Source organism: Nocardia caishijiensis NBRC 108228 (assembly GCF_001612825.1).
Classification (GTDB): domain Bacteria; phylum Actinomycetota; class Actinomycetes; order Mycobacteriales; family Mycobacteriaceae; genus Nocardia; species Nocardia caishijiensis.
This window is the reverse complement of record NZ_BDBE01000032.1, coordinates 83,558-107,568: the sequence shown is the minus strand read 5'-3', so window position 1 is coordinate 107,568 and position 24,011 is coordinate 83,558. Positions and strand designations below refer to the sequence as shown.

At 69.6% G+C, this 24,011-nt stretch carries 20 protein-coding genes; 10 read left to right on the top strand and 10 right to left on the bottom strand.

Features of this window, described 5'->3' with window-relative positions:
• Positions 1-122: 122 nt before the first annotated feature.
• The 10 genes from NC7_RS17165 to NC7_RS17120 all read left to right on the top strand — a co-directional run bounded on the left by NC7_RS17165 (position 123) and on the right by NC7_RS17120 (position 12,707).
• Positions 123-2,801: a valine--tRNA ligase gene (locus NC7_RS17165; RefSeq protein WP_067984271.1), complete on the top strand. Its 2,679-nt coding sequence runs from the start codon at positions 123-125 to the stop codon at positions 2,799-2,801.
• Positions 2,802-2,905: 104 nt separating this feature from the next.
• Positions 2,906-4,276, top strand: a complete 1,371-nt coding sequence (gene folC, locus NC7_RS17160; protein ID WP_157102049.1) for a bifunctional tetrahydrofolate synthase/dihydrofolate synthase — start codon at positions 2,906-2,908, stop codon at positions 4,274-4,276.
• The gene (locus tag NC7_RS17155; protein WP_067984266.1) at positions 4,273-4,671 is read left to right on the top strand and encodes a DUF4233 domain-containing protein; all 399 of its coding nucleotides are present in this window, start codon (positions 4,273-4,275) and stop codon (positions 4,669-4,671) included. The genes folC and NC7_RS17155 overlap by 4 nt, the downstream gene beginning before the upstream one ends.
• Before the next feature lie 46 nt (positions 4,672-4,717).
• Positions 4,718-5,134, top strand: a complete 417-nt coding sequence (gene ndk / locus NC7_RS17150; RefSeq protein ID WP_067486226.1) for a nucleoside-diphosphate kinase — start codon at positions 4,718-4,720, stop codon at positions 5,132-5,134.
• Positions 5,135-5,630: 496 nt separating this feature from the next.
• Positions 5,631-8,744: a translation initiation factor IF-2 N-terminal domain-containing protein gene (locus tag NC7_RS17145; protein ID WP_067984264.1), complete on the top strand. Its 3,114-nt coding sequence runs from the start codon at positions 5,631-5,633 to the stop codon at positions 8,742-8,744.
• Positions 8,745-8,975: 231 nt separating this feature from the next.
• Positions 8,976-9,287: a 50S ribosomal protein L21 gene (gene rplU, locus NC7_RS17140; RefSeq protein ID WP_067486230.1), complete on the top strand. Its 312-nt coding sequence runs from the start codon at positions 8,976-8,978 to the stop codon at positions 9,285-9,287.
• A gap of 21 nt (positions 9,288-9,308) precedes the next feature.
• The gene (gene rpmA / locus NC7_RS17135) at positions 9,309-9,575 is read left to right on the top strand and encodes a 50S ribosomal protein L27 (RefSeq protein ID WP_067486232.1); all 267 of its coding nucleotides are present in this window, start codon (positions 9,309-9,311) and stop codon (positions 9,573-9,575) included.
• A 118-nt stretch (positions 9,576-9,693) separates the two neighbouring features.
• Complete coding sequence (gene obgE / locus NC7_RS17130; protein ID WP_067984262.1) at positions 9,694-11,157, top strand: GTPase ObgE; 1,464 nt, start codon at positions 9,694-9,696, stop codon at positions 11,155-11,157.
• A gap of 111 nt (positions 11,158-11,268) precedes the next feature.
• Positions 11,269-12,384, top strand: coding sequence for a glutamate 5-kinase (proB, locus tag NC7_RS17125; protein WP_157102046.1), 1,116 nt, complete (start codon positions 11,269-11,271; stop codon positions 12,382-12,384).
• The gene (locus NC7_RS17120) at positions 12,381-12,707 is read left to right on the top strand and encodes a MafI2 family immunity protein (RefSeq protein ID WP_157102045.1); all 327 of its coding nucleotides are present in this window, start codon (positions 12,381-12,383) and stop codon (positions 12,705-12,707) included. Before proB ends, NC7_RS17120 begins: the two co-directional genes overlap by 4 nt.
• 573 nt (positions 12,708-13,280) lie before the next feature.
• Here NC7_RS17120 and NC7_RS17115 read toward each other — a convergent pair.
• From NC7_RS17115 to NC7_RS17070, 10 genes are all read right to left on the bottom strand, one after another.
• On the bottom strand, positions 13,281-14,507 hold the full coding sequence (locus NC7_RS17115; protein WP_067984258.1) for a hypothetical protein: 1,227 nt from the start codon (positions 14,505-14,507) through the stop codon (positions 13,281-13,283).
• Positions 14,507-14,878, bottom strand: coding sequence for a hypothetical protein (locus NC7_RS17110; RefSeq protein ID WP_067984256.1), 372 nt, complete (start codon positions 14,876-14,878; stop codon positions 14,507-14,509). Before NC7_RS17110 ends, NC7_RS17115 begins: the two co-directional genes overlap by 1 nt.
• 36 nt (positions 14,879-14,914) lie before the next feature.
• On the bottom strand, positions 14,915-15,649 hold the full coding sequence (locus NC7_RS17105) for an ESX secretion-associated protein EspG (protein ID WP_067984254.1): 735 nt from the start codon (positions 15,647-15,649) through the stop codon (positions 14,915-14,917).
• A gap of 262 nt (positions 15,650-15,911) precedes the next feature.
• Positions 15,912-16,862 (bottom strand): D-isomer specific 2-hydroxyacid dehydrogenase family protein, encoded by a 951-nt coding sequence (locus NC7_RS17100; protein ID WP_067984251.1) that lies wholly within the window; start codon positions 16,860-16,862, stop codon positions 15,912-15,914.
• Positions 16,863-16,937: 75 nt separating this feature from the next.
• Positions 16,938-17,897, bottom strand: a complete 960-nt coding sequence (gene ligD / locus NC7_RS17095) for a non-homologous end-joining DNA ligase (RefSeq protein WP_067984250.1) — start codon at positions 17,895-17,897, stop codon at positions 16,938-16,940.
• Positions 17,898-17,960: 63 nt separating this feature from the next.
• Positions 17,961-18,350: a hypothetical protein gene (locus NC7_RS17090; protein ID WP_236573546.1), complete on the bottom strand. Its 390-nt coding sequence runs from the start codon at positions 18,348-18,350 to the stop codon at positions 17,961-17,963.
• A 62-nt stretch (positions 18,351-18,412) separates the two neighbouring features.
• Positions 18,413-19,504 carry a methyltransferase gene (locus NC7_RS17085; protein ID WP_067984246.1) on the bottom strand — a complete coding sequence of 364 codons (1,092 nt, stop codon included), beginning with the start codon at positions 19,502-19,504 and terminating at the stop codon, positions 18,413-18,415.
• 76 nt (positions 19,505-19,580) lie between these two features.
• Complete coding sequence (locus NC7_RS17080) at positions 19,581-21,704, bottom strand: RecQ family ATP-dependent DNA helicase (protein ID WP_067984243.1); 2,124 nt, start codon at positions 21,702-21,704, stop codon at positions 19,581-19,583.
• Positions 21,705-21,765: 61 nt separating this feature from the next.
• Complete coding sequence (locus NC7_RS17075; protein WP_067984241.1) at positions 21,766-22,980, bottom strand: RtcB family protein; 1,215 nt, start codon at positions 22,978-22,980, stop codon at positions 21,766-21,768.
• Positions 22,981-23,072: 92 nt separating this feature from the next.
• Positions 23,073-23,951: a ribokinase gene (locus NC7_RS17070; protein ID WP_067984239.1), complete on the bottom strand. Its 879-nt coding sequence runs from the start codon at positions 23,949-23,951 to the stop codon at positions 23,073-23,075.
• Positions 23,952-24,011 lie beyond the last annotated feature (60 nt).

Genomic DNA, 24,011 nt, shown 5'->3' with positions numbered 1-24,011 from the left:
ATGTGGTCATGGCGAACTTTGGTGGTGCCGGGTGGCTGGGAATGCCGTGAAGGTGCGGCTGGGCTGGGTTGCGGTGGTGAGGCGGGGGAAAGGCGGTTGTCTGTTGGCCTTAGGATTGGGGCGTGACCAGCGCAGCCCCAGACAACTCGCGTAATCGTGCCGATGCCCTGCCCAAGAGCTGGAATCCCAGTGAGGTAGAGGCCGAGCTGTACGAGGGCTGGGTAGCCGCCGGGTACTTCACCGCCGATGCCACCTCGGGCAAGCCTTCGTACTCCATCGTGCTGCCGCCGCCGAACGTCACCGGGACCCTGCACATGGGTCACGCGCTCGACCACACCCTCATGGACCTGCTCACCCGCCGCAAGCGGATGCAGGGGTACGAGGTGCTGTGGCTGCCGGGCATGGACCACGCGGGTATCGCGACCCAGACCGTGGTGGAGAAGCAGCTCGCCGTCGACGGCAAGACCAAAGAGGACTTCGGTCGCGAGCTGTTCATCGACAAGGTGTGGGACTGGAAGCGTGAGTCGGGCGGCCAGATCCAGGGGCAGATGCGCCGCCTTGGTGACGGTGTCGACTGGAGTCGCGACCGGTTCACCATGGACGACGGGCTCTCGCGCGCCGTGCAGACCATCTTCAAACGGCTCTACGACGCGGGCCTGATCTACCGCGCCGAGCGCCTGGTGAACTGGTCGCCCGTGCTGCAGACCGGCATCTCCGATCTCGAGGTCGACCACAAGGAGGTCGACGGCGAGCTCGTGAGCATGCGCTTCGGCTCCCTGAACGACGACGAACCGCACGTCGTGGTGGCCACCACCCGCGTGGAGACGATGCTCGGCGACACCGCCGTTGCCGTCCACCCGGACGACGAGCGGTACAAGGCACTGATCGGCACCACGCTGTACCACCCGATCACCGGTCGGCAGATCCCGATCGTGGCCGACGACTACGTCGACCCGGAGTTCGGATCCGGCGCGGTGAAGATCACCCCGGCCCACGACCCCAACGACTTCGAACTCGGCCTGCGCCACGGCCTGCCGATGCCGACGATCATGGACAAGGCGGGCCGGATCGCCGACACCGGAACCGAATTCGACGGGATGGACCGGTTCGAGGCGCGGGTGAAGATCCGTGAACGCCTCGAGGCCGAGGGGCGCATCGTCGGGCGCAAGTTCCCCTACAAGCATCAGGTCGGCCACTCGGAGCGCTCCGGCGAGCCGATCGAGCCGCGCCTGTCGATGCAGTGGTGGGTCAAGGTCGACACCCTCGCCGAGGCCGCCGGTGACGCGGTGCGCGACGGCGACGTGAAGATCCACCCGGCCGGCCAGGAACCGCGCTGGTTCGAGTGGGTCGACAACATGCACGACTGGTGCATCTCGCGTCAGCTGTGGTGGGGCCACCGCATCCCGATCTGGTACGGCCCCGAGGGTGAGGTCGTGTGCCTCGGCCCGGACGAGCAGGCGCCCGAGGGCTGGGTGCAGGACCCCGACGTGCTCGACACCTGGTTCTCCTCGGGCCTGTGGCCGTTCTCCACCATGGGTTGGCCCGACGCGACCCCCGAGCTGGCGAAGTTCTATCCGACCAGCGTGCTCGTCACCGGTTACGACATCCTGTTCTTCTGGGTGGCTCGGATGATGATGTTCGGCATGTACGTCAGCGACGACCCGGTGCTGACGGCGGGCAAGGGCGGACAGAAGCAGGTCCCGTTCGAAGACGTCTTCCTGCACGGCCTCATCCGCGATCAGCACGGCAAGAAGATGTCGAAATCGCGGGGCAACGGCATCGACCCGCTGGACTGGATCAACTCCTACGGCGCCGACGCGCTGCGCTTCACCCTGGCACGAGGCGCCCAGCCCGGCGGCGACCTGTCGGTCGGCGACGCGCACGCGCTCGCCTCGCGCAGTTTCGTCACCAAGCTGTTCAACGCCACCAAGTTCGCCCTGATGAACGGCGCGCGCACCGGCGAACTGCCCCCGCGCGAGACGCTCACCGACGCCGACCGCTGGATCATCGACCGGCTCGACCAGGTCCGCGCCGATGTCGACGCGGCGTTCGACGCCTACGAATTCGGCAAGGCCTGCGAGGCGCTGTACCACTTCGCCTGGGACGAACTGTGCGACTGGTACCTGGAGCTGTCGAAGGTGCAGTTCGCCGAGTCCGACGCGCGCGCCGAGAGCACCTCGGTGGTCCTCGGCACCGTCCTCGACGCGGTGCTGCGCCTGCTGCACCCGGTGATCCCCTTCGTCACCGAGACGCTGTGGAAGGCGCTCACCGGTGGTGCGTCGGTGGTGGTCGCGCCGTGGCCGCAGGCCACCGGAGTCGCCGCCGACGCGCGGGCCGCACAGCGGGTCGCCGACGTGCAGCGACTCATCACCGAGATCCGCCGCTTCCGTGGCGACCAGGGCCTGGCCGACAAGCAGAAGGTGAAGGCCACACTGGTCGGCATCGAGGAGGCCGGACTCGCCGGTTTCGCGTCGTCGGTGGCGAACCTGGCCCGCCTCACCGAACCGGGTGACGATTTCGCGACCACCGCCGAGGTGGAGGTCCGCCTGTCCACCGGCACGGTGACCGTCCAGCTCGACACCTCCGGCGCCATCGACCTCGACGCCGAACGACGCAGGCTGGAAAAGGATCTCGCGGTCGCCCAGAAAGACCTCGACCAGACCACCGCCAAGCTGGCCAACGAGGCGTTCCTGGCCAAGGCGCCGCAGCAGGTGGTCGACAAGATCACCGGTCGCCGCGAGGTGGCCACCGCCGAGGTCGCCCGGATCAGTGCGCGCCTGGCGGAGCTGAGCGCCAAGTGAGCTCCGACGACGGCGATCTCGGCCCCGACGACACCGGCTTCGGCGGCGACGACTACACCCCGGCCCAGCTCGGTACGGGTCCGTCGCCGGTCGAGCTGGCCGAGATGGCGCTGGTGGAAGCCGAACTCGACAAGCGCTGGCCCGAAACCAAGATCGAGCCGTCGCTCACTCGCATCAGCACGCTGATGGATCTGCTGGGCAACCCACAGCACAACTACCCGGCCATCCACATCGCGGGCACCAACGGCAAGACCTCGGTGACCAGGATGATCGACGCCCTGCTCACCGCCCTGCACCGGCGCACCGGCCGGATCACCAGCCCGCACCTGCAGTTGGCGACCGAGCGGATCAGCATCGACAACGCGCCGATCAGCCCCGCCCGCTACGTGGAGACCTACCACGAGCTCGCGCCCTACATCGACATGATCGACCAGCGTTCCGCCGAGGCGGGCGGTCCGGCGATGAGCAAGTTCGAGGTGCTCACCGGCATGGCCTACGCCGCGTTCGCCGAGGCGCCGGTCGACGTGGCCGTCGTCGAGACCGGCATGGGCGGAACCTGGGACGCCACCAACGTGATCGACGGCCAGGTCGCCGTGATCACCCCGATCGGCCTGGATCACACCGAGTACCTCGGCCCCGACCTCGAGTCGATCGCCAAGGAAAAGGCGGGAATCATCAAGCGGGCCAAGGAGTCCCTCGTTCCGGTCGACACCGTCGCGGTGATCGCCGAACAAGCGCCCGAGGTGATGGACGTGCTGCTGCGCCGCGCTGTGGAGGCCGACGCGGCGGTCGCGCGCGAAGGCGCGGAATTCCGGCTGCTGGAACGCGCCGTCGCGATCGGCGGACAACTGCTGACCCTGCAGGGGCTCGGCGGCGTCTACGACGAGATCTTCCTGCCGCTGCACGGCGAGCACCAGGCCCGCAACGCCGCGCTCGCGCTGGCCGCCGTCGAGGCGTTCTTCGGCGCGGGCGCCGAACGGCAGCTCGACATCGAGGCCGTGCGCGCCGGATTCGCGGCCGTCACCAGCCCCGGCCGGATGGAACGGATGCGCAACGCGCCGACCATCTTCATCGACGCGGCCCACAACCCGGCGGGCGCGCGGGCGCTGGCGAACACGCTCACCGGCGAGTTCGACTTCCGCAAGCTGGTCGGCGTCGTGGCGGTACTCGGGGACAAGGACGCGGCGGGCATCCTCGACGCCCTGGAACCGGTATTCGACGAGATCGTCGTCACCAGCAACGGGTCGCCGCGCGCCATGGATGTCGACACCCTCGCCGACCTGGCCGTCCAGCGGTTCGGCGACGAGCGCGTGATCACCGCCGACACCCTGCCCGACGCCCTGGAATCGGCGATCGCCCTGGCCGAACAGGCAGGCGACGACGGCGACGTGATCTCCGGCGCGGGCGTGGTCGTCACCGGCTCGGTGGTCACCGCGGGCGCCGCCCGCGCCCTGTTCGGAAAGGGTCCGGCATGAGTGCGGTACCCCCGCCCGCTACCGACCCCTGGAAAGGGTTTCGCGGGGTGATGGCCGGGACGCTGATCCTCGAGGCGATCGTGGTGTTGCTGGCACTGCCGGTCGTCGGTTCGGTCGGCGGCGGGGTGACCTGGTTCTCGGGTACCTATCTGGTGGTCCTGGCGCTGCTGATGATCCTCGGCGCCGGAGTGCAGCGGAAGCCGTGGGCCATCCCGTTCAACCTCGGGCTGCAGGTCCTGGTGCTGGCGGGCACGTTCATCCACCTGTCGATCGGGATCATCGGGCTGGTGTTCGCGGCGGTGTGGGCGTTCATCCTGCTGCTGCGCGCCGACGTGCAGCGGCGCATGGACGCCGGGTTGTTGCCGAGCCAGCGGATGCGGCGCACCCAGTCCTGAACGGGGTCGTTCGGCGTAGACGCCGACCCGACGCTAGGGTTAGCGCGTGACTGAGCAGACGTTGGTACTCATCAAGCCGGACGGTGTCTCCCGTGGCCTCGTCGGCGAGGTCCTGGCGCGCATCGAGCGCAAGGGCCTCACCATCAAGGCGCTGGAGCTGAAGAACGTGTCCGCCGAACTGGCGGGCGAGCACTACGCCGAACACGCCGAGCGGCCCTTCTTCGGTTCGCTGATCGAATTCATCACCTCCGGCCCGGTCGTCGCGGCCGTGCTCGAGGGCCCGCGCGCGATCGCGGCGTTCCGTCAGCTCGCCGGTGGCACCGACCCGGTCGAGAAGGCCGTTCCCGGCACCATCCGCGGCGACTTCGGTCTCGAGACTCAGTACAACCTCGTTCACGGTTCCGACTCGCCCGAGTCCGCCAAGCGTGAGATCGCGCTCTGGTTCCCCGAATTCCCTGCTTGACAGTGCTGTCCTCGCTCGTCGCGTCCGGTTCGGACGCGACGGGCTCGAGTGACGGTTCCGCGCGCGAGTTGCGCCGATGGCGATCGCCGCGCGAACCATATGGGATACTGAAGACGGATGTGTTCGATACCGATGTCATCGCAGCCCCACCAGGGTGGTCGGTGACAGCCTGACGCGCAGGTACGCGGCAGCGGCGACGGACATGACCGGATGACACCGCGGTTGGATGCCGATCATCGCTGCCATGGACAACCCTGTTGCTGGGGTTGCCGGGCACGCTGGATGAGCGCCTCAGCGCGCGGCGTCACGCCGTACAGCCAGGCGCCGCGTGACCGGTTGGCCCGCCAGATGATCGATTCCAGGCGCGACCGGATACGCGGGGCGAGACCAGATGACCCTCGTACCATCGGGTACGAGGTGCACGGACGATGCCCCCGCGTCGGCCGCGTCACTCCCGTACCGGGGATGGACGCGCCCGGGGGCCCGAGGAGACTTCGTGGCCGAACAAGAGCCGCTGGACACAACACAACAGGATGCCGATCAATTGCCGGAGCGAATTCGAGTTCATGCACTGGCCAAGCGACTGGGAGTGACCAGCAAGCGCATCCTGGCCAAACTGGCCGAACTGGGCGCCGAGGCGCGCAGCGTGCAATCCAATGTCGATCGGGCGGTCGCCGAGACCGTGCGCGACGCGATCGCCGCCGCCGACGCCGAGACCAGCGAACCCCCGGCACCCGCCCGGACCACCAGGGCCAAGAAGAAAACCACCGCACCCGTCGCCGAGCAGCCGGCCGACCCGACCGCCACCCTGTTCTCCGCGCCCCAGGTCGCGCGCACCGACGAGGTGTTCCCCCCGACGGCCGACGACGCGCACACCGGTCTGTTCACCCACCGGGTCGCCGAGGAACCGGCGCCCGAACCGGTCGTCTTCGAGGCGCCCGAGGTCGGGATGCCGCTGTTCCTGCCGCCCGACGCGAGCGCCGCCGAGGAGGCGCGCAAGCGTCGCCGTGCCGAACGCGCACCCAAGAAGGTCGAAGAGCCCGCCGAGGAGGCCGAGGCTCTCGACGACACCGAGACCACCGATCAGACCGGTGACGCCGACACGGACAACGACAACGACAACGACGCCGACGGGCAGCCGCGTCGCCGCCGCCGTGGGCGTCGCGGTCGCGGTCGCGGTCGCGGCGAGCAGTCCGCCGACGGCGAGGACAACGACACCGACGAGCACGACACCGAGGACGAGCCCGCCGCCGAGCAGCCCGCCGAGGCCGAGCAGTCCGACGACAGCGACGAGGACGACGACACGCAGCCCGAGGGCGCGAGCCGTCGGCGTCGGCGGCGCCGTCGTCGCAAGGTCGGCGGGGACTCCGACACCGATGCCGCCGCCGAGGACGACCCGCCGAACACGGTCGTGCACGAGCGCGAACCGCGCAACAAGAGCCGGGCCAGGGCCGGTGCCTCCGACGAGGTGCAGGGCATCTCCGGTTCCACTCGCCTGGAGGCCAAGCGTCAGCGTCGTCGCGACGGCCGCGACGCGGGCCGTCGTCGTCCGCCGATCCTCACCGAATCGGAGTTCCTCGCCCGTCGCGAGGCCGTCGACCGGGTGATGGTCGTGCGCGAGAAGGCCTTCGACCCGGCCGAGCACGCCCCGGGTCACCAGACCACCACGCAGGTCGCGGTGCTCGAGGACAACATCCTCGTCGAGCACTTCGTGACCAGTTCCGGTCAGGCGTCGATGGTCGGCAACGTGTACCTGGGCAAGGTGCAGAACGTGCTGCCGAGCATGGAGGCCGCGTTCATCGACATCGGTCGCGGTCGCAACGGTGTGCTCTACGCCGGTGAGGTGAACTGGGAGGCCGCCGGTCTCGGCGGCAAGGAACGCAAGATCGAGCAGGCGCTCAAGCCGGGCGACACCGTGCTGGTCCAGGTGTCCAAGGACCCGGTCGGCCACAAGGGTGCCCGCCTGACCACCCAGATCTCGCTCGCGGGTCGCTTCCTGGTGTACGTGCCGGGCGGCACCTCCACCGGCATCAGCCGCAAGCTGCCCGACACCGAGCGCAAGCGGCTCAAGGAGATCCTGCGCGAGATCGTCCCCGCCGACGCGGGCGTCATCATCCGCACCGCGTCCGAAGGCGTGAGCGAGCCCGAGCTGGCCCGCGATGTCGAGCGGCTGCAGGCCACCTGGCGCACCATCGAAGAGGCCTCGAAGAACGCAGCCAAGGATGCGCCCAAGGCTCTCTACGAAGAGCCGGACATGCTGGTCAAGGTCATCCGCGACCTGTTCAACGAGGACTTCGCCAAGCTGGTCATCGAGGGTGACCGCGCGTGGAGCACCGTCGAGAACTACGTGCGCACCGTGGCCCCGGACCTGCTCCCGCGGGTGAACCGCCACGAGAACAACGGTGTCGACGTATTCGACGCCTACCGCATCGACGAGCAGCTGGCCAAGGCGCTGGATCGCAAGGTGTGGCTGCCCTCGGGCGGCACCTTGGTGATCGACCGCACCGAGGCGATGACCGTCGTCGACGTCAACACCGGCAAGTTCACCGGTTCCGGTTCCTCGAACCTCGAGGAGACCGTCACCAAGAACAACCTGGAGGCGGCCGAGGAGATCGTGCGCCAGATGCGGCTGCGCGACATCGGCGGCATGATCGTCGTCGACTTCATCGACATGGTGCTCGAGTCCAACCGCGATCTGGTGCTGCGCCGCCTCACCGAGGCGCTCGGCCGCGACCGCACCCGCCACCAGGTGTCGGAAGTCACCTCGCTCGGCCTGGTCCAGATGACACGCAAGAAGCTGGGCACCGGCCTGGTCGAGGCCTTCTCCACCACCTGTGAGCACTGCCACGGCCGCGGCATCCTGGTGCACTCCTACCCGGTCGACTCCGGGTCGGGCATCGAGGAACCGCGCGGCAAGGAGAGCGGCTCGCGGCGTCGGCGCGGCAAGGACAAGGACCGTGAGGCCAAGCCGCAGGCGGCCGCCTCCACCAACGGCACCGCGCCGGTCGCCGAGCACGAGGAGGAGGACATCGCCGTCAAACGCGCCCACCCGGTCGCGCTGGCGATGGCCGCCCACCACGATGACGAGGACGTCGAGGTCGTCGCGACCGAGACCGAGGCCGAGCAGCCCGCTCCGGAACCGGCCAGGTCGCGGTCGCGCTCCCGGTCGCGGCGGTCGAGCCGCGCCGCCGCGCAGACCGAGACCGCCATCGACAGCCCGGCGCTCACCGGCGTGGTCCCGGCCGAGGACGAGGTGATCGAGGAGGTCGTCGTCACCCCGGCCCCGGCCGACGAGGCGCCGACGGTCGAACCCGTCGAATCGTCCTCGCTCGCCGAGGAACCCGTCGAGGAGCCCGTGGTCGCCGAGGAACCGGTGGCACCGGTGGCCGAGGAGCCCGCCGCGCGGGCGCCACGCAGGCGTCGTGTCGCCCGTTCCACGGCGGCGCCCGCCGCCGACAGCGCGGGCGCGGTGTTCGTCGTCTCGCCGAACGAGCAGCCCTCCGCCGCTGTGGTGGACTTCGACGCCGAACCCGTCGTCGTCCCGCAGCGCAAGCCGCGCCGACGTGCGGTGGCGCGTCCGGCGGGCGCGCCTGCCCCGGAATCGAACTGACCCGCTACCCCCGATTCGGCCCTGACCGGCCGAATTGGGGGAGGGCATACCGTTCTGGTAACCTAGGTCGGTCGCTGCCCAGCGATTGGGCATCCGGCCGGACGGCCGGGTGATACCGCAGACAGGCAGCTAACGTTCTTCCCCCGCTCGTGCGGGGATGAGCCCAGGAATACGCGTCGCAGCTGCGGCGTGGACATGTGCAGGACCAACGTGAGTGGAGGAAGCCGACCGATGGCAGCGTACGCAATCGTCAAGACCGGCGGAAAGCAGTACAAGGTCGCGGTCGGTGACCTGGTGAAGGTCGAGAAGATCGAGGGCAAGCCCGGCGACGCCGTGGCCCTGACCCCGGTTCTCGTGGTCGACGGCGCCGACCTGACCACCGACGCCGACAAGCTGGCCAAGATCTCCGTGGCCGCCGAGGTCGTCGATCAGACCAAGGGCCCGAAGATCCGGATCCACAAGTTCAAGAACAAGACCGGCTACCACAAGCGCCAGGGTCACCGTCAGCCGCTGACGGTCATCAAGGTCACCGGCATCAAGTAAGACACCCGAGGAGACGAAGCAATGGCACATAAGAAGGGTGCATCCAGCTCCCGGAACGGTCGTGATTCGAACGCCCAGCGCCTCGGCGTGAAGCGTTTCGGCGGCCAGAAGGTCAGCGCGGGCGAGATCCTCGTCCGTCAGCGCGGAACCCACTTCCACCCCGGCGTGAACGTCGGCCGTGGTGGCGACGACACCCTGTTCGCCCTCGCGGCGGGCGCGGTCGAGTTCGGCACCAAGCGTGGCCGCAAGACCGTCAACATCGTTGTCCCGGAGCCGGTCCAGGCCTGACCGCCTGGAGCATTCGCTCCCCACGGACACCAGAGCGGGTCAGGGTTTTCCTGACCCGCTCTGTCGTGTTCGTCCATCCTTACCGCAAACGACCAGTCAGAAGGAGGAGGATCAACCCATGTCCAAATTCATCGACCGCGTCGTGCTGCATGTTCGTGCCGGTAGAGGTGGACACGGTTGCGCCTCGGTGCATCGTGAGAAGTTCAAGCCGCTCGGCGGTCCCGACGGGGGCAACGGCGGCAACGGTGGCGACGTGATCCTCGAGGTCGACGCCAACGTGCACACCCTGCTCGATTTCCACTTCCACCCCCACGCCAAGGCGGGCAACGGCAAGCCGGGCGAGGGTGGCAACCGCGACGGCAAGCAGGGCGGCGACCTGGTGCTGCAGGTGCCCGACGGCACCGTGGTCGTCGACACCGACGGCAAGGTCGTCGTCGACCTGGTGGGTGTCGGCAACCGGTTCATCATCGCCCGCGGCGGTCGCGGTGGACTCGGTAACGCCTCGCTGGCGTCCAAGGCGCGCAAGGCGCCCGGTTTCGCGCTGCTCGGCGAGGAGGGCGAAGAACTCGATCTCGTTCTCGAGCTGAAGTCGGTCGCCGATGTCGGCCTGGTCGGGTTCCCCTCTGCCGGTAAGTCCTCGCTGGTCTCGGTGCTCTCGGCCGCGAAGCCGAAGATCGCCGACTACCCGTTCACCACGCTCGTGCCGAACCTCGGTGTGGTGCAGTCCGGTGACACCACGTTCACCGTCGCCGACGTCCCCGGGCTGATTCCCGGTGCGAGTCAGGGTCGTGGCCTCGGTCTCGACTTCCTGCGGCATCTGGAGCGATGCGCGGTGCTGGCGCACGTCGTCGACTGCGCGACCCTCGAACCGGGTCGTGACCCGGTCTCGGATGTGGACGCGCTCGAGGCGGAGCTCGCCGCGTACAAGCCCGCGCTCTCCGGTGACGAAGGCCTGGGCGACCTGGCCGATCGCCCGCGCGTGGTCATCCTCAACAAGACCGACGTCCCCGACGGCCAAGAGCTCGCCGAGATGGTGACCCCCGAGTTCACCGCCCGCGGCTGGCCGGTGTTCGAGATCTCGGCCGTGAGCCGCGCGGGTCTGCGTCCGCTGACCTTCGCGCTGGCCGACATGGTCCGCCGATACCGCGAAGACCATCCGAAGGCCGCCGCCAAGCGCCCGGTCATCCGCCCGATCGCGATCGACGAGACCGGGTTCAGCGTCATCGCCGATCCGCAGGAACCCGGTGGTTTCATCGTGCGCGGTACCCGGCCGGAACGCTGGATTCGCCAGACCGACTTCAACAACGACGAGGCCGTCGGCTACCTGGCCGACCGGTTGGCGCGCCTCGGTGTCGAGGCGGAGCTGGTCAAGCAGGGCGCCCAACCGGGCTGCCCGGTGACCATCGGCGACGTGACGTTCGAGTGGGAGCCGCAGATCTCGGCGGGTGTCGACATGCAGCCGACCGGGCGTGGCACCGACGTGCGGCTCGAGACGAACGACCGGGTCAGCGCGGCCGAGCGCAAGCTCGCCTCGCAGGCGCGGCGTGGTCTGCTCGACGAGAACGGTGAACGAAAGAGTTGACGGTGGTGTCGCGCCCGACGAAATTCGCTGTCGGGCGCGACGAGTCGGTCGGCATACTGCGGTAGGGCTCTGCGGAGCCCGTCGACGACGATTCGGGCAGGGAGTTGGGCGATGCAGGTGGGTTCGGAGCTGAGCCAGGGGCGGGCCGCGATCGTGTCGGCACGCACCGTGGTGGTGAAGATCGGTTCGTCGGCCCTGACCAGCCTCGAAGGCGGTCTCGACACCGGTCGGCTGGATCTGCTCGCCGATGCCGTCGAAGCGCGGATGCGCGCGGGGTCCGATGTGGTCGTGGTGTCGTCGGGCGCCATCGGCGCCGGGCTCGCACCGCTCGGCCTGTCGAAGCGGCCCAAAGACCTCGCGACCAAACAGGCCGCGGCCAGTGTCGGGCAGCTCGCCCTGGCGCACGCCTGGGGAACCTCGTTCGCCCGCTACGGCCGCACCGTCGGCCAGGTCCTGCTGTCGGCCGACGACTTCGCCCGCCGCGAGCACCACCGCAACGCCCAGCGCACCCTCGACCGGTTGCGTTCGCTCGGTGCGGTCGCGGTGGTCAACGAGAACGACACCGTCGCCACCGAGGAGATCCGCTTCGGCGACAACGACCGGCTCGCCGCCCTCGTCGCCCACCTCGTCGGCGCCGACGCCCTGATCCTGCTCTCCGATGTGGCCGGACTCTACGACGGCGACCCACGCAAGGGACCCGCGACTTTCATTCCCGAGGTGCGCGGCAGCGCCGACCTCGATGGCGTCATCGCGGGCAGCGGTGGTGCGCTCGGCACCGGCGGCATGGCCTCCAAACTGTCGGCCGCCCGTCTCGCGGCCGACGCGGGCATTCCCGTCCTGCTCGCCTCCGCCGCCGACGCCGCGACCGCCTTGGCCGACGGCACCGTCGGCACCGCCTTCGCGGCCCGGCCCGTCCGCCTCTCCGGCCGCAAGTTCTGGGTCCGCCATGCCGCCGACACCCGCGGCGCGGTCCTGCTCGACGACGGTGCCGTCGCCGCTGTCGCCGAGCGCCGCTCCCTGCTCGCCGCGGGCATCACCGGCATCCGCGGCCGCTTCTTCGGCGGCGATGTGGTGGACCTGGTCAGTCCCGCCGACGAGGTCGTCGCCAGGGGGGTCGTGGAATACGACAGCACCGAACTGTCCACCATGCTCGGCCGTTCCACCACCGACCTCCCCGACACCATGCAGCGCCCGGTCATCCACGCGGACGACCTGGTCAAGGTGTGAGCGTTCCGACCTCGACCTGCAGGCAGGTGGAGCCGAGCCGTGGCGACCTGGTTCTCTCGGTCGGTCGCGCGTTGTGGCACGAGGTTTCGGCCGCTCTCAGGGCGGTGTTCTGCACGGCGGAAGACGGCGTGATCTCCATCAGATTCGTCGTCGAGGGGCCGATCACCGACGACGACCGCGACTCGACCACTTGCGTAGCCGCTGAAGTCGTCGCCGACTTCCCCGATCACCAAGTGGACGAGCGTATCGAACAGGTGGATCCACCGACGAGGGTCACCGTGCCTCCGGGTTGGCACCTCGTTTTCCATCGGCGTGAAAGCTGATCGTCTTCACCTCACGCACCGACACGTGATGCCATCCGGTCGGCCCACGCCGACTGGGTGTGCGGTCGAGTTCCGCTGACCTCCGCTGGTCCCCTTGGGCCTGATCCTCTCGAACGGCAGTCTCTCCTGAGTCTGCTCACCGAATGCGTCGACCTATCGCTGCGGCGGAATGACGCCGGTTGGTCCCGGCCGATGGCGGCTGGGCTCGTGGTACCGGTGGGGGTGTTTCGGTGCCGGGCGCAGAGCCGGTGACGCGGGGCTGGCCGTCGGGTAGAGGGCCGGTGATGCCGGGCTGGCCGTCGGGTAGAGGGCCGGTGATGCCGGGCTGGCCGTCGGGTAGAGGGCCGGTGATGCCGGGCTGGCCGTCGGGTAGAGGGCCGGTGACGCGGGGCTGGCCATCGGGCGGAGGGCCGGTGATGCCGGGGTCGGACATGTCGGGGCCATTCAAGGGTGCTGGTGGTATCGCAGGAATTCGGATGTCCGACCGGGCCCCTTGACCTCCACTGGTCCCCGTGGGGCCTGATCTTCTCGGACGGCAGACTCAGGATGAGACTGCCCACCGACTGCGTCGGCCTATCGCTGTGGCGGGATGACTCCGGGCTGGTCCAGGCCCGACGGTGGTTGGGGTGGTGGTGCCGGTTGGGGTGGTTCGGCGCCGGGCACGGGGCCGGTGACGCCGGGTTGGCCGCCGGGGTCGGACATGTCGGGGGCGCCCTGGGGTGCGGGTGGTGCCGGAGGCACGTTGGTGTCCGGTGCGGTCGGGTTGGAATCCTGCTGGCTGGGGGGTGCGGGTGGCGCGGGCGGTTCGCTCGGTGGTGCCGGGCTTTCCGCCGGAGGCGGTGGAGGATTCGTCGTCGGCGGGGCCGGTGGTTCGCTGGGCGGTATCGGGCTGTCGCTGGGTGGCGGCGCCGGAACTTCGCTCGTGGGCGATGGACTTTCGGTGGGCGGTGCCGGTGGTTCGGGTGTGGGGGAGGGGCTTTCGCTCGGCGGCGCCGGAACTTCGCTTGTAGGCGATGGACTTTCGCTGGGCGGGATCGGGCTATCGCTGGGCGGCGGGGGCTCGGTCGTCGGCGAAGGGCTCTCGCTGGGCGGTGCCGGAAGTTCGGTGCTCGGGGCCGAGCCTTCGCCGGGGGTGGCGGGGGTCGGCGGCGCGGGCTCGCCGGTCGGTGCCGGTGGTTCGGTGGCGGACGGTGGGGGCGCGGGGTTCTGGGGGGAGCCTGCCGCAGGGGGTGCGCCGTTGGTTCGCGGCGGATCCAGGGGCGCAGGGGATTCCCCGGCGGGCACGGGCAGGGCGGGGACGCCGGTTCCGGCCAGGCTGTAGGCGGGCTTGTAGATCATGTTCATGGCCAGGAGCGCTTCCTGGCGCAACGCCTCGGCCGCCATCTGCGCGTCGATGACATCCGCGGCTTCCAGCAGACGGGCGATGGTACCGATCGGTCCGGAGTCGCCGGGCGCGACCACCGCCAGTTTCACCGCTTCGGCGGCCGCCGCGACACCACCGAGGCGGGTACCGACTTCGGCCATCACCGCGGCCAATTCATCGATGGCGGCGGCGAAACTACGGGTGCTCGCGGCAGCGGCTTCAGCTGCCGCGCCCTCCCATCCGGCCTCAGCCATCACCTGGTCGGCGTTGGCCTTGGTGACCGGGAGGGTGGCGAGGGTGGCGGCCGTTTCCAGCCAGGTCATCGAGGCGCCCAGGATCTCACCCGCGTCGATCTGCTGGGTGCGGGCATAGATCTGTTCGTGCGGCATGGACTCGAAATGTTCCATCGCACTGATGTAGGTGGGATCGGTACTCATCAGTGCACCCGCGTATCGATGGCGCGCAGCGCGGCATTCGCGGCGGCATCGGCTTCCTCGTAGAGGCCCGCGCTGAGCAGGAACGCCTCCCGCATCCGGTAGGCCGCTTCGATGTAGCGATCGAGCAGATCGGCCGCATCGCGCGCTTTGTGGGCGAAGCCCGCCTGCAGCTGTTGGGCGGAGACGAAACCACCGAATCCGCCTGCCTCGGCGGCGTTTTCGAGATCGTGGCGTAACTCGGCGAGCCGGTCGGCCTGCTGTGCGTAGAGATCGGCGCACCGGCGCGCGGCCTCGGGATCGAACTTCACCGTCCCCGCCGCGGCGGCGCTGCGGAACCGGGAGATCTCGGCTCGGCTGCTCTCGATCGTCATCGCGTCTCCCCTCCAGATCAAGCGTCGGTGTCCAGGCTAGCCGGACCTACGATTGTGCGAACTGTGTGCCGGTGCCACCCGGCGTTGCAGTTGCGCGGCGAGCTGGCCGGTCGAAGCGGGAACCACATGCACCGTTTCCCCGACACGGAGCAGGTAGCGTCCGTCGCCCGCGACGTCGATCCAGCTGTAATGCACAGGCGGGGAAGGGGTTTCGCGGTCGAGTCCGGTTTCGATGCGGATGTGTCCCTCGGCGGTGTGCTGGCGGCGCAGCAGGCGCTGGATCCGGGGGACCGAGGGATGAGCCGCGATCACCGTCTCCTCGTCGCGCACCGCCTCGGCCGCCGCCTCGCGCGCGGGCTCACGGCCGGGCGGGGTGTCGGGGAGGCAGGCGGTGACGCGCGCGCCGATCCCGGCGCTGTGCCCGATCGAAACCCGCACCTGCCCACCGTAATCGGGCCGGGTACCGGGCTCCTGCACCACGAGAACCGCGTGATCGTAGACCGCGCACGCCAGCAACCGGATTTCGCTGCCCGGCGTGTGGCCACCGCCGACGAGCACGATCCTGGCGTGCGGTTCGGCGACAATCCGCAGGCAGGCAGTGAGATCGGGATCGCTGCCCTGGACGAATCGCTGGTCGAGCGTCGAACGTAATCGGCGCGCCTCGTCCTCGGTGCGCGGTGTTTCGAGCAACCGCAGCGGAAACGGCACCCGGTCGTGACCGGTCTCCCGCCAGACGTGCGCGAACTCGTCCGCGGTGAAGGTCCATCCCATTGCCGATCCCATCCTTACCGAACCAGGACGAGCTCAGCCTAACCGCAGTGTCGGGCAATGGCCTACCGATCAGCCGCCATATCTCCGAACGGAATCTTCGCCGGGATCCATGCCCAGCTCGGCGAGGCTCGACGGTGAGGTGTCGACGACGGTCTCCTCGACAAGTCGTTCCGGCTCCGGCGGAAGGTGGCGCCATCGTGCGCGCGGATCCGCTGATTCGTTGTCGGGCATACGCACAACTCCTTCCCCGACACCAGGGTACTCAGTAGCCGCGTGCCGGATCCACGATCGCGTGCAGCTGTTCGCCCGCGACGAACCGCCCGACGTTCGCGCCGACGTGATCGGCGAACGCCGCCAGCCGCAGCTGCGGCGGGTTCGAATCGTGGGGCGTGATGATCGCGTTCGGCAGTGTCCACAGCGGGTGGCCGTCGGGCAGCGGCTCCGGATCGGTGACGTCGAGTCCCGCACCGCCGATGACGCCTCGGGTGAGGGCGTCGACCAGCGCGTCGGTGTCGATCAGGCTGCCGCGCGCCACATTCACCACCCACGACGCGGGCTTGAGCCGGGCAAGTTCGTCGGCCCCGATCAGGTGCCGGGTCTGCGCGGTGGCCGGGGCCGCGACGACCACATGATCGGTGTGCGACCAGACCCGGCCGAGCTGATCGGCGGGCACCGTCTCCACGTCGGCCCCGATGCCAGGCCCGGTGACGCGGGTACCCGACCGATTCACCGCGATCACGTGCGCACCGTGCGGCGCGAGCATCGGGATGAGCGCACGCCCGATCCCGCCCGCGCCGACGATCGTCACGGTCTTGCCGCGCAACGAGCCGACGTGCGGGAAGAACTCACGCTGACGCCACGAGGTCGCGCGCAGATGTTCGGGCAGGTACCGCACACCCGCGAGCAACAGCATCAGCGCGTGCTCGGCGACGCTGTGGGCGAACGCTCCCGCCGCGGAGGTGAAGGTCGGCTCGGGGTGGGCGGCGAACACCCCGGCGTCGAAGAAGTCCTCGATTCCGGCGGCGGGCAACTGTACCCAGCGCACCGACGGCGGCAGGTCGGACGGGAACTCACCCGGGGTGCCGGTCCAGACCAGACCGTCGGCTTCGGCGAGCGGACCGACCCGGGCACCCGCACCGACGACCGCCTTCTCGAGCAGTCGCGGAGCGTTCGGGTCAGGACCGATCGCGACGGTGATCGCGGATTCCTGCACAGAGTCCTCCTGGTTGGGGCCGGTGGTCGGATCCTCGATTCTCCCGGACCGCCGTGGCCGCGTCGAGGTTTCACCTCACGATTCGTCGATGTCGACGGGTTCGTCGACGCCGTGGCGGTCGGCGAGCTCCAAGAGGGGAGTGATGTCGAAGACGGCGTCGTCCATGTCGGCCTGGATGTCACCGAGTTCGGCGTAGCGCGCCGGGACGGTCCGAATGGTGAAGTCACGCGGATGGATGGCGTCGATCTCGGCCCAGCGCACCGGTGTCGACACGGTGGCCGCCGGGACACCGCGCACCGAGTAGGCGGCGGCGATGGTGTGGTCGCGGGCGTTCTGGTTGTAGTCGACGAACACGGCGGCGGGGTCGCGATCGCGGCGCCACCACGCGGTCGTCACGTCGGCGGGGGCGCGTCGTTCGACTTCCTGCGCGAAGGCAAGCGCCGCGCGACGCACCTGCTGGAAGCCGTGCTCGGGAGCGATCCGCACGTACACGTGCAGGCCGTGACCGCCGGAGGTCTTCGGCCAGCCGACGGCACCGAACTCGTCGAGCACCTCGTGCACGACGCCCGCGACGCGTTGCACGCGCGACCAGGGGCAATCGGGCATGGGGTCGAGGTCGACGCGCCACTCGTCGGGCGACTCGGTGTCGGTGGCGCGGGAATTCCAGGGATGGAACTCCACGGTGGACATCTGCACGGCCCACGCGACGTCGGCGAGCTTCTCCACGCACAGTTCGTCGGCGTGCCTGCCGTAGCGCGGGAAGTACACGCGCACGGTGGGAATCCAGTCGGGCGCCCCGGCGGGCAGCCGCTTCTGATGAACCTTGTCCCCGGCCAGGCCTTTGGGGAAACGGTGCAGCATGCACGGCCGGTCCCGCAGCGCGTCGACGATGCCGTCACCGACGCTGAGGTAGTAGTTCACCAGGTCGAGCTTGGTGACGCCGAGCTCGGGAAAATACACCCGGTCGGGATTGCTGACCCGCACCGTGTGCTCACCTACCGGCAGTTCGACCGCCGGAGCCGCAGACTTGGCCACACGCGCAACGATAGACGAGCGGGTCCGCCTCGTGGCCGGACGCGGACCCGCGTGGCGCCGCGACTACAGCTCGTACACCCCGAACGCGCGGTGTTGGATGCACATCGGCATCACGTGCACCTGCTCGGTCCATTCGAATTTGGCCGCCGCCTCGACGGTTTCGCGTTCGGCGACGCACACGGTGTCGGTGCCCGGCATCGTCAACGGGTTGAGCACCGGGAGCGGGATACCGGCGTGGATGCCGCTGTACAGACCGCCGCTGAAGCACAGCGGGGTGATGGCGATGCCGCGCCGCGCGCTTTCCCGGTCGGCGGCGGCCTGGGCGCCCGGCACACCCGCGCAGTCGAGCGGGTTCTCGTTCGTCGCCTGGGCGGGGGCGGTGAAGATGGTGAAGCCGGCCGCACAGCCCGTGGCGACAGCCATCAGGGTTCGAGCAAATGTGGTCCTGGTCATAGCCGCATTGAAACACTGCGCACCGGCGGGACACACAATCGGTGACGGCGTGTCGGGCCGGATCAGCGTGCGACGGCTTCGAGCACGCTGACCGGCGCCACGGTCGGCACCGTGCGCGTCAGGGTGAAGCCGCCACGCTCGAGCAGCGCGCGGTACTGGGCTTCGGTGCGTTCGTGGCCGCCGTCGGTGTTGACCAGCATCTCCAGATCGACGAATTTTCCCGGGTGTGGTCGATGATGCTCGGGCAGTACCAGCTCGATCACCAGCAGCGTCGCGGTCGGGCTCATGGCGGCGCGGATGGTGCGCAGGATGTGTTCGGCGTGCTCGTCGGACCAGTCGTGCAGGACGTTCTTGAGCAGGTAGGCGTCGGCGCCCGAGGGCACGGCCTCGAAGAACGAACCCGCTTCCACCGTGCAGCGCCACTCGAGCCCCGCTGACGCGAGCTCGGTGCTCAGATCCTCGACCACGCCGGGCAGATCGAACAGCACACCGTTGGTCGTGGGATGTCGGCGAAGAATCTCGAGGAGCAGGCTGCCGTGTCCGCCGCCGACGTCGACGATGGTGGCGAATCGGCCGAAGTCGTAGGCGGCGAGCAGCGGGTCGATCGACAGCGTGCCGACGCTGGTCATCGCCCGATCGAACAGGTCGCCCACCTCGCGGTCGCGCGCGGCGTACTCGAAGAAACTCGCCCCTTCCAGCGCCGTGCCAACGGCCTCGCCGGTGCGCACGGCATCGCCGAGGTGGGTCCAGTGGTTGCGGTGGTAGGGCGAGCCGAAGAAGCGGGACACCTCGCGCATGGTCACCGCCGCGTCGCCGCGCAACGTCGTCCCGATCCTGGTCAGGGCGTACCTGCCGTCGCGGCGTTGGGCGAACACCCCGTAGCTCACGAGCAGCCGCAGGAGTCTGCGCAGTCCGTCCTCGTCCACCTCGAGCGCGTCGGCCAGCTGCGCCGAGGTGCGTGGGCCGTCGGCGAGCTGGTCGGCGATGCCGAGGTCGGCGGCGGTGCTGACGGCTTGGGAGAGGAACCCCGCGAACTGCATTTCCAGCAGCGCGATATGGCCGGGAACCAGTCGCCGATTGAGCTTGGTCAGCGCGTCGCGCACGCGGTCGAGCGCGCGGACCACGGCGATCGGGGGGAGCTTCTTCGACGTCATCGCGACTCCATCGTCGGCCGTTAGACCTGCGCGTACGTGCTGAGACTACGGGACTCCCCGTACCGGGGCGGGTGGATCAGGTCGGCGTGGCCAGTGCGAACGGCAGAACCGCGTCCGCGCCGCCGCCTCGGAGGGCGTGAGCGGCGACGGTCATCGTCCAGCCGGTGTCGGTGAGCGTGTCGACGAGCAGGATCGGGCCGTTCACCGGCGACAGGTCGGGCACCTCCCAGTAGTCGAACAAGCCCGCGACCCGGTGGGCGGAGTTCGCGGCCGAGACCGGCGGACGGTCGGGTCGTGCGCGCAGGGTGCCCAGGTCGGTGAGTCTGCCGATCTGGGCGAGGCGCTGCGCGAGGCTGGTGGTGAGCTGGGGGTACCTCGGCGATTCCAGGGCCAGAACCGAGGTGGGGCGGGCCGACCAGTCCCAGTCGCGCAGCACGGCGACACACGCGTCGAACACCGCGTCGGGCACCGGGGCGTCGGGTCCGTCGAGCAGGGCGCGCAGGCGTTGGCCCCAGCCGAGATCGGTGAGCCTGCCGAGTACCCGTCCCGTCTCGGCGCCGCCGGTGATCTTGCCCGACAACGGGATCCCCAGTTTCGCCATGCCGGTCGGCCATTGTTTGCGGGGTGCGAGGTCGAGGCCCGGGCGATCGAGCCGGGCCCGGGTGGCGGCGATCGCGGCGTCGTCGATACTGGTGTCGGGGCGGGTGCCGGTGCAGTTGTCGCAGCGGCCGCAGTCGAGCTCGGCGGTGGCCAGGCCGTCGAGGCCTGGGTCGTCGAGCTGGCGGCGCAGGAATGTCATGCGGCAGGTCGTGGTCGACTGGTAGTCGATCATCGCCTGTTGCTCGGCGTCGCGGGCGGCGGCGAGCCGTTCGTAGCGTTCGGTGTCGTAGGTCCAGGGCTGTCCGGTGGACAGCCAGCCGCCGCGCACCCGTCGGACCGCGCCGTCCACGTCGAGCACCTTGAGCACCATTTCCAGCCGCGACCGGTTCAGTTCGACGAGCGGTTCGAGCGCGATCGTCGACATCGGCCGCTCGGTGTCGAGGGCGGCGAGCACCGAGCGAACGATGTGTTCGCGCGGGAAGGCCACGGAGGCGAAGTAGCTCCAGATACGCGCGTCCTCCTGGCCGGGCAGCAACACCACCTCGGCGCGATCGGTGCCGCGTCCCGCGCGACCGACCTGCTGGTAGTAGGCGATGGGGGAGGACGGCGCACCGACGTGCACCACGAAGCCCAGATCCGGTTTGTCGAAGCCCATGCCGAGGGCCGAGGTGGCGATCAGGGCTTTGACCTCGTTGTTGAGCAGTGCCGACTCCAGCGCCTCCCGTTCGGCCGGGTCGGTCTGGCCCGTGTAGGCGGCGACGGTGTGGCCGTGGGTGGTGAGCACGTCGGCCAGGTCGTTGGCCGCGGCCACGGTGAGGCAATAGATGATCCCGGAGCCGGGCAGCCGGTCCAGCTGGGCGCCGAGCCAGGCGGTGCGTTGCACGGCGTCGTCGAAGCGGACGACCGACAGGTGCAGCGACTCGCGGTCGAGGGAGCCGCGCAGGACGAGCGTGTCGGTGCCGATCTGACCAGCCACGTCGGTGACGACCCGGTCGTTGGCGGTCGCCGTGGTCGCGAGCACCGGCACGTCGGAGCCGAGGTCGGCGATCAGGGTGCGGATGCGGCGGTAGTCGGGGCGGAAGTCGTGACCCCAGTCCGACACACAGTGCGCCTCGTCGATCACGACCAGCCCGGCGTCGGCCGCGAGTTTCGGCAGGACCTGGTCGCGGAAGTCGGGGTTGTTCAAGCGTTCCGGGCTCACCAACAGCACGTCGACCGTACCGGCCGCGACCCGCTGATGGATCTCGTCCCACTCGGTGACATTGCCCGAGTTGATGGTGGCCGCCACCACGCCCGCCCGTTCGGCGGCGGCCACCTGGTTGCGCATGAGGGCCAGCAACGGCGACACGATCACCGTCGGCCCCCGACCGGCCCAGCGCAGGAGTTTGGCCGCGATGAAGTACACCGCCGACTTGCCCCACCCGGTGCGCTGGACGACCAGTGCCCGGTTCCGCCGCACGACCAGCGCCTCGATCGCCGTCCACTGATCCTCGCGGAGCGCAGCCTGGGGTCCGGCGAGGTCGCGGAGCAACTCCTCGGCGCGTTCGCGCAGGTCGGGAGCCATCAGGTCGAGCACGTCGTTACCTGCCGCTGTGGTCATGGGCCCTATGCTGCCCCACCCCACCGACAGGTTCGAGCGGCGATACAGACCCGTCGCCGTATCAGCCCTTCACACACAGGACCTGACGCAGGGTCGCCACCACGTCGACCAGGTCGGTCTGGGCCGCGATCACCTCGTCGATGTCCTTGTACGCGGCCGGGATCTCGTCGACCACACCCGCGTCCTTGCGCGATTCCACGCCCTCGGTCTGGGCGACCAGGTCCGCCACCGTGTACTGCTTCTTGGCCGCGCTGCGGCTCATCCGCCGCCCCGCCCCGTGTGAGGCCGACTGGAACGACAGCGGATTGCCCTTACCACGCACCACATAGGACCGCGTGCCCATCGACCCCGGGATCAACGCCAGCTCACCGGCACCTGCCCGGACGGCACCCTTGCGGGTCACCAGCATCGGCACGCCGTCGATGCGCTCCTCGGCCACATAGTTGTGGTGACAGCTGATCGGCTCCTCGAAACCGATCGGACGCTCGGCGAATTCGTCGCGCACCGCCCGGCACACCAGCGAGAGCATCACCGCGCGGTTGCGCGCCGCGTATTCCTGTGCCCAGGTCAGGTCCCGTCGGTAGGCCGCCATCTCCGGTGTCCCGGCGAGGAAGACGGCCAGATCGCGATCGGGCAGCGACTGGTTGTGCGCCAGCGTCCGCGCCACCGCCATATGCCGCTCCGCCAGCTCCTTGCCGATATTGCGCGAGCCGGAGTGCAGCAGGATCCACATCGAGTCGTCCTGGTCGAGGCAGATCTCGATGAAGTGGTTGCCGCCGCCGAGCGAGCCGAGCTGCTTGTGCGCCCTGGACTCCAGCGCGGACACACCCGGATGCAACTCGCCGAACGCACGCCAGAACCGGTCCCAGCCACCGGCCCGCAGGGCCGCCTGCCGATGCGAACCGGCTTCCAGCTTGCTGACGTTCACGGCATCCTTGTGCGCCTGGAAACCGACCGGCACCGCCTGCTCGATCCGCGAACGCAGCGAGCGCAGGTCGTCGGGCAGATCCGACGCCGTCAGGTCGGTCTTCACGCTCTCCATGCCGCACCCGATGTCGACACCGACGGCGGCGGGCGCCACCGCGTCACGCATGGCGATGACCGAACCGACCGTCGCGCCTTTGCCCAGGTGCACATCCGGCATCACGCGCAGTCCGTGCGCCCAGGGCAGTTCCGCGATGTTGCGGAGCTGGCGCAGCGCGGCCTGCTCGATCTGGTGCTCGTCTGCCCACATGAGCGTCTGCGCTCGGGTACCGCGCAGCTCGACGGGAAACATGGTCGGTCCTTTCCTCGATGGAGGACCAACGGTAGGGGCCTGGTGATGGGCGGCGCACCTCATTAAACGAGGGTCGTTGTCGCCACGCAGGATCAGCGAACGTCGGCGAGCGAGGCGGCGATCTGCTGCCGCCCGGGGATGGCCGCGGCGGCGCCGAGCCGGGTGGTCGCCAGCGCGCCCGCGGTGTTGGCCCAGTTCAGGGCGGCGGCTGGGCCGTGTGACCACCGTGCGACGAGGGCGCCTGCGAAGGCGTCGCCCGCGCCCGTCGTGTCGACCACGTCGACGGCCAGCCCGTCGACGGACAGTTCCGCGCCGTCGTCGCCACGGTAGAGCGCACCACCGGAACCCAGGGTTCGGACGACGTGCGCGACCTGACCCAGCGGTGACGAGAACTGTTCGTACTCCAACGAATTCACGATCGCCAGCTCGGTGTCGGCCCACAAGTCGGCCGGTAGCGACTGGACGGGGGAGGGGTTCAGGGCCACGAGCGTCCCGGCGGCGCGGGCGCGGTGAGCGGCGGCGGCGACGGTTTCGAGGGGGATCTCGAGCTGGCACAGGAGGATGTCGGCGGCCTCGATCGCCGCGAACTCGTCCTCGGTCAGGTCGGTGACCTGCCCGTTCGCCCCGGCGACGACGATGATGCTGTTCTCACCCGCGCTGTCGACCACGATCGTCGCCACGCCGCTCGGGCCGGAGACCGTGCGCAACAGAGTGGTGTCGACGCCCGCGTCGTCGAGCGTGGTGCGCAAAGTGGTGCCGAAGGCATCGTCACCGACCGCCCCGAGGAAACGCACCCGGGCGCCGGAACGGGCCGCGGCGATCGCCTGGTTCGCGCCCTTGCCGCCGGTGACCGTGGCGAAGCCGGAGCCGAGCACGGTTTCACCGAGAGCGGGCCGACGCGTCGTCGTGGTGACCAGGTCCATGTTGACGCTGCCCAACACCACGACGGTCGGGGTGGCGGAGTGGTCCATGGCCTCGAATCTAGCTGTCACACCGGGTTCCGGGCGGTGACTGTGTGGAACAGCCCCGCT

What these genes read in the sequence shown, in the direction of transcription:
- folC (WP_157102049.1), top strand. Translation starts at nt 2,906, where the DNA reads ATGGCGCTGGTGGAAGCCGAACTCGACAAGCGCTGGCCCGAAACCAAG.
- NC7_RS17155 (WP_067984266.1), top strand. Translation starts at nt 4,273, where the DNA reads ATGAGTGCGGTACCCCCGCCCGCTACCGACCCCTGGAAAGGGTTTCGC.
- rplU (WP_067486230.1), top strand. Translation starts at nt 8,976, where the DNA reads ATGGCAGCGTACGCAATCGTCAAGACCGGCGGAAAGCAGTACAAGGTC.
- rpmA (WP_067486232.1), top strand. Translation starts at nt 9,309, where the DNA reads ATGGCACATAAGAAGGGTGCATCCAGCTCCCGGAACGGTCGTGATTCG.
- obgE (WP_067984262.1), top strand. Translation starts at nt 9,694, where the DNA reads ATGTCCAAATTCATCGACCGCGTCGTGCTGCATGTTCGTGCCGGTAGA.
- proB (WP_157102046.1), top strand. Translation starts at nt 11,269, where the DNA reads ATGCAGGTGGGTTCGGAGCTGAGCCAGGGGCGGGCCGCGATCGTGTCG.
- NC7_RS17115 (WP_067984258.1), bottom strand. Translation starts at nt 14,507, where the DNA reads ATGAGTACCGATCCCACCTACATCAGTGCGATGGAACATTTCGAGTCC.
- NC7_RS17110 (WP_067984256.1), bottom strand. Translation starts at nt 14,878, where the DNA reads ATGACGATCGAGAGCAGCCGAGCCGAGATCTCCCGGTTCCGCAGCGCC.
- NC7_RS17105 (WP_067984254.1), bottom strand. Translation starts at nt 15,649, where the DNA reads ATGGGATGGACCTTCACCGCGGACGAGTTCGCGCACGTCTGGCGGGAG.
- NC7_RS17090 (WP_236573546.1), bottom strand. Translation starts at nt 18,350, where the DNA reads ATGACCAGGACCACATTTGCTCGAACCCTGATGGCTGTCGCCACGGGC.
- NC7_RS17085 (WP_067984246.1), bottom strand. Translation starts at nt 19,504, where the DNA reads ATGACGTCGAAGAAGCTCCCCCCGATCGCCGTGGTCCGCGCGCTCGAC.
- NC7_RS17080 (WP_067984243.1), bottom strand. Translation starts at nt 21,704, where the DNA reads ATGACCACAGCGGCAGGTAACGACGTGCTCGACCTGATGGCTCCCGAC.
- NC7_RS17075 (WP_067984241.1), bottom strand. Translation starts at nt 22,980, where the DNA reads ATGTTTCCCGTCGAGCTGCGCGGTACCCGAGCGCAGACGCTCATGTGG.
- NC7_RS17070 (WP_067984239.1), bottom strand. Translation starts at nt 23,951, where the DNA reads ATGGACCACTCCGCCACCCCGACCGTCGTGGTGTTGGGCAGCGTCAAC.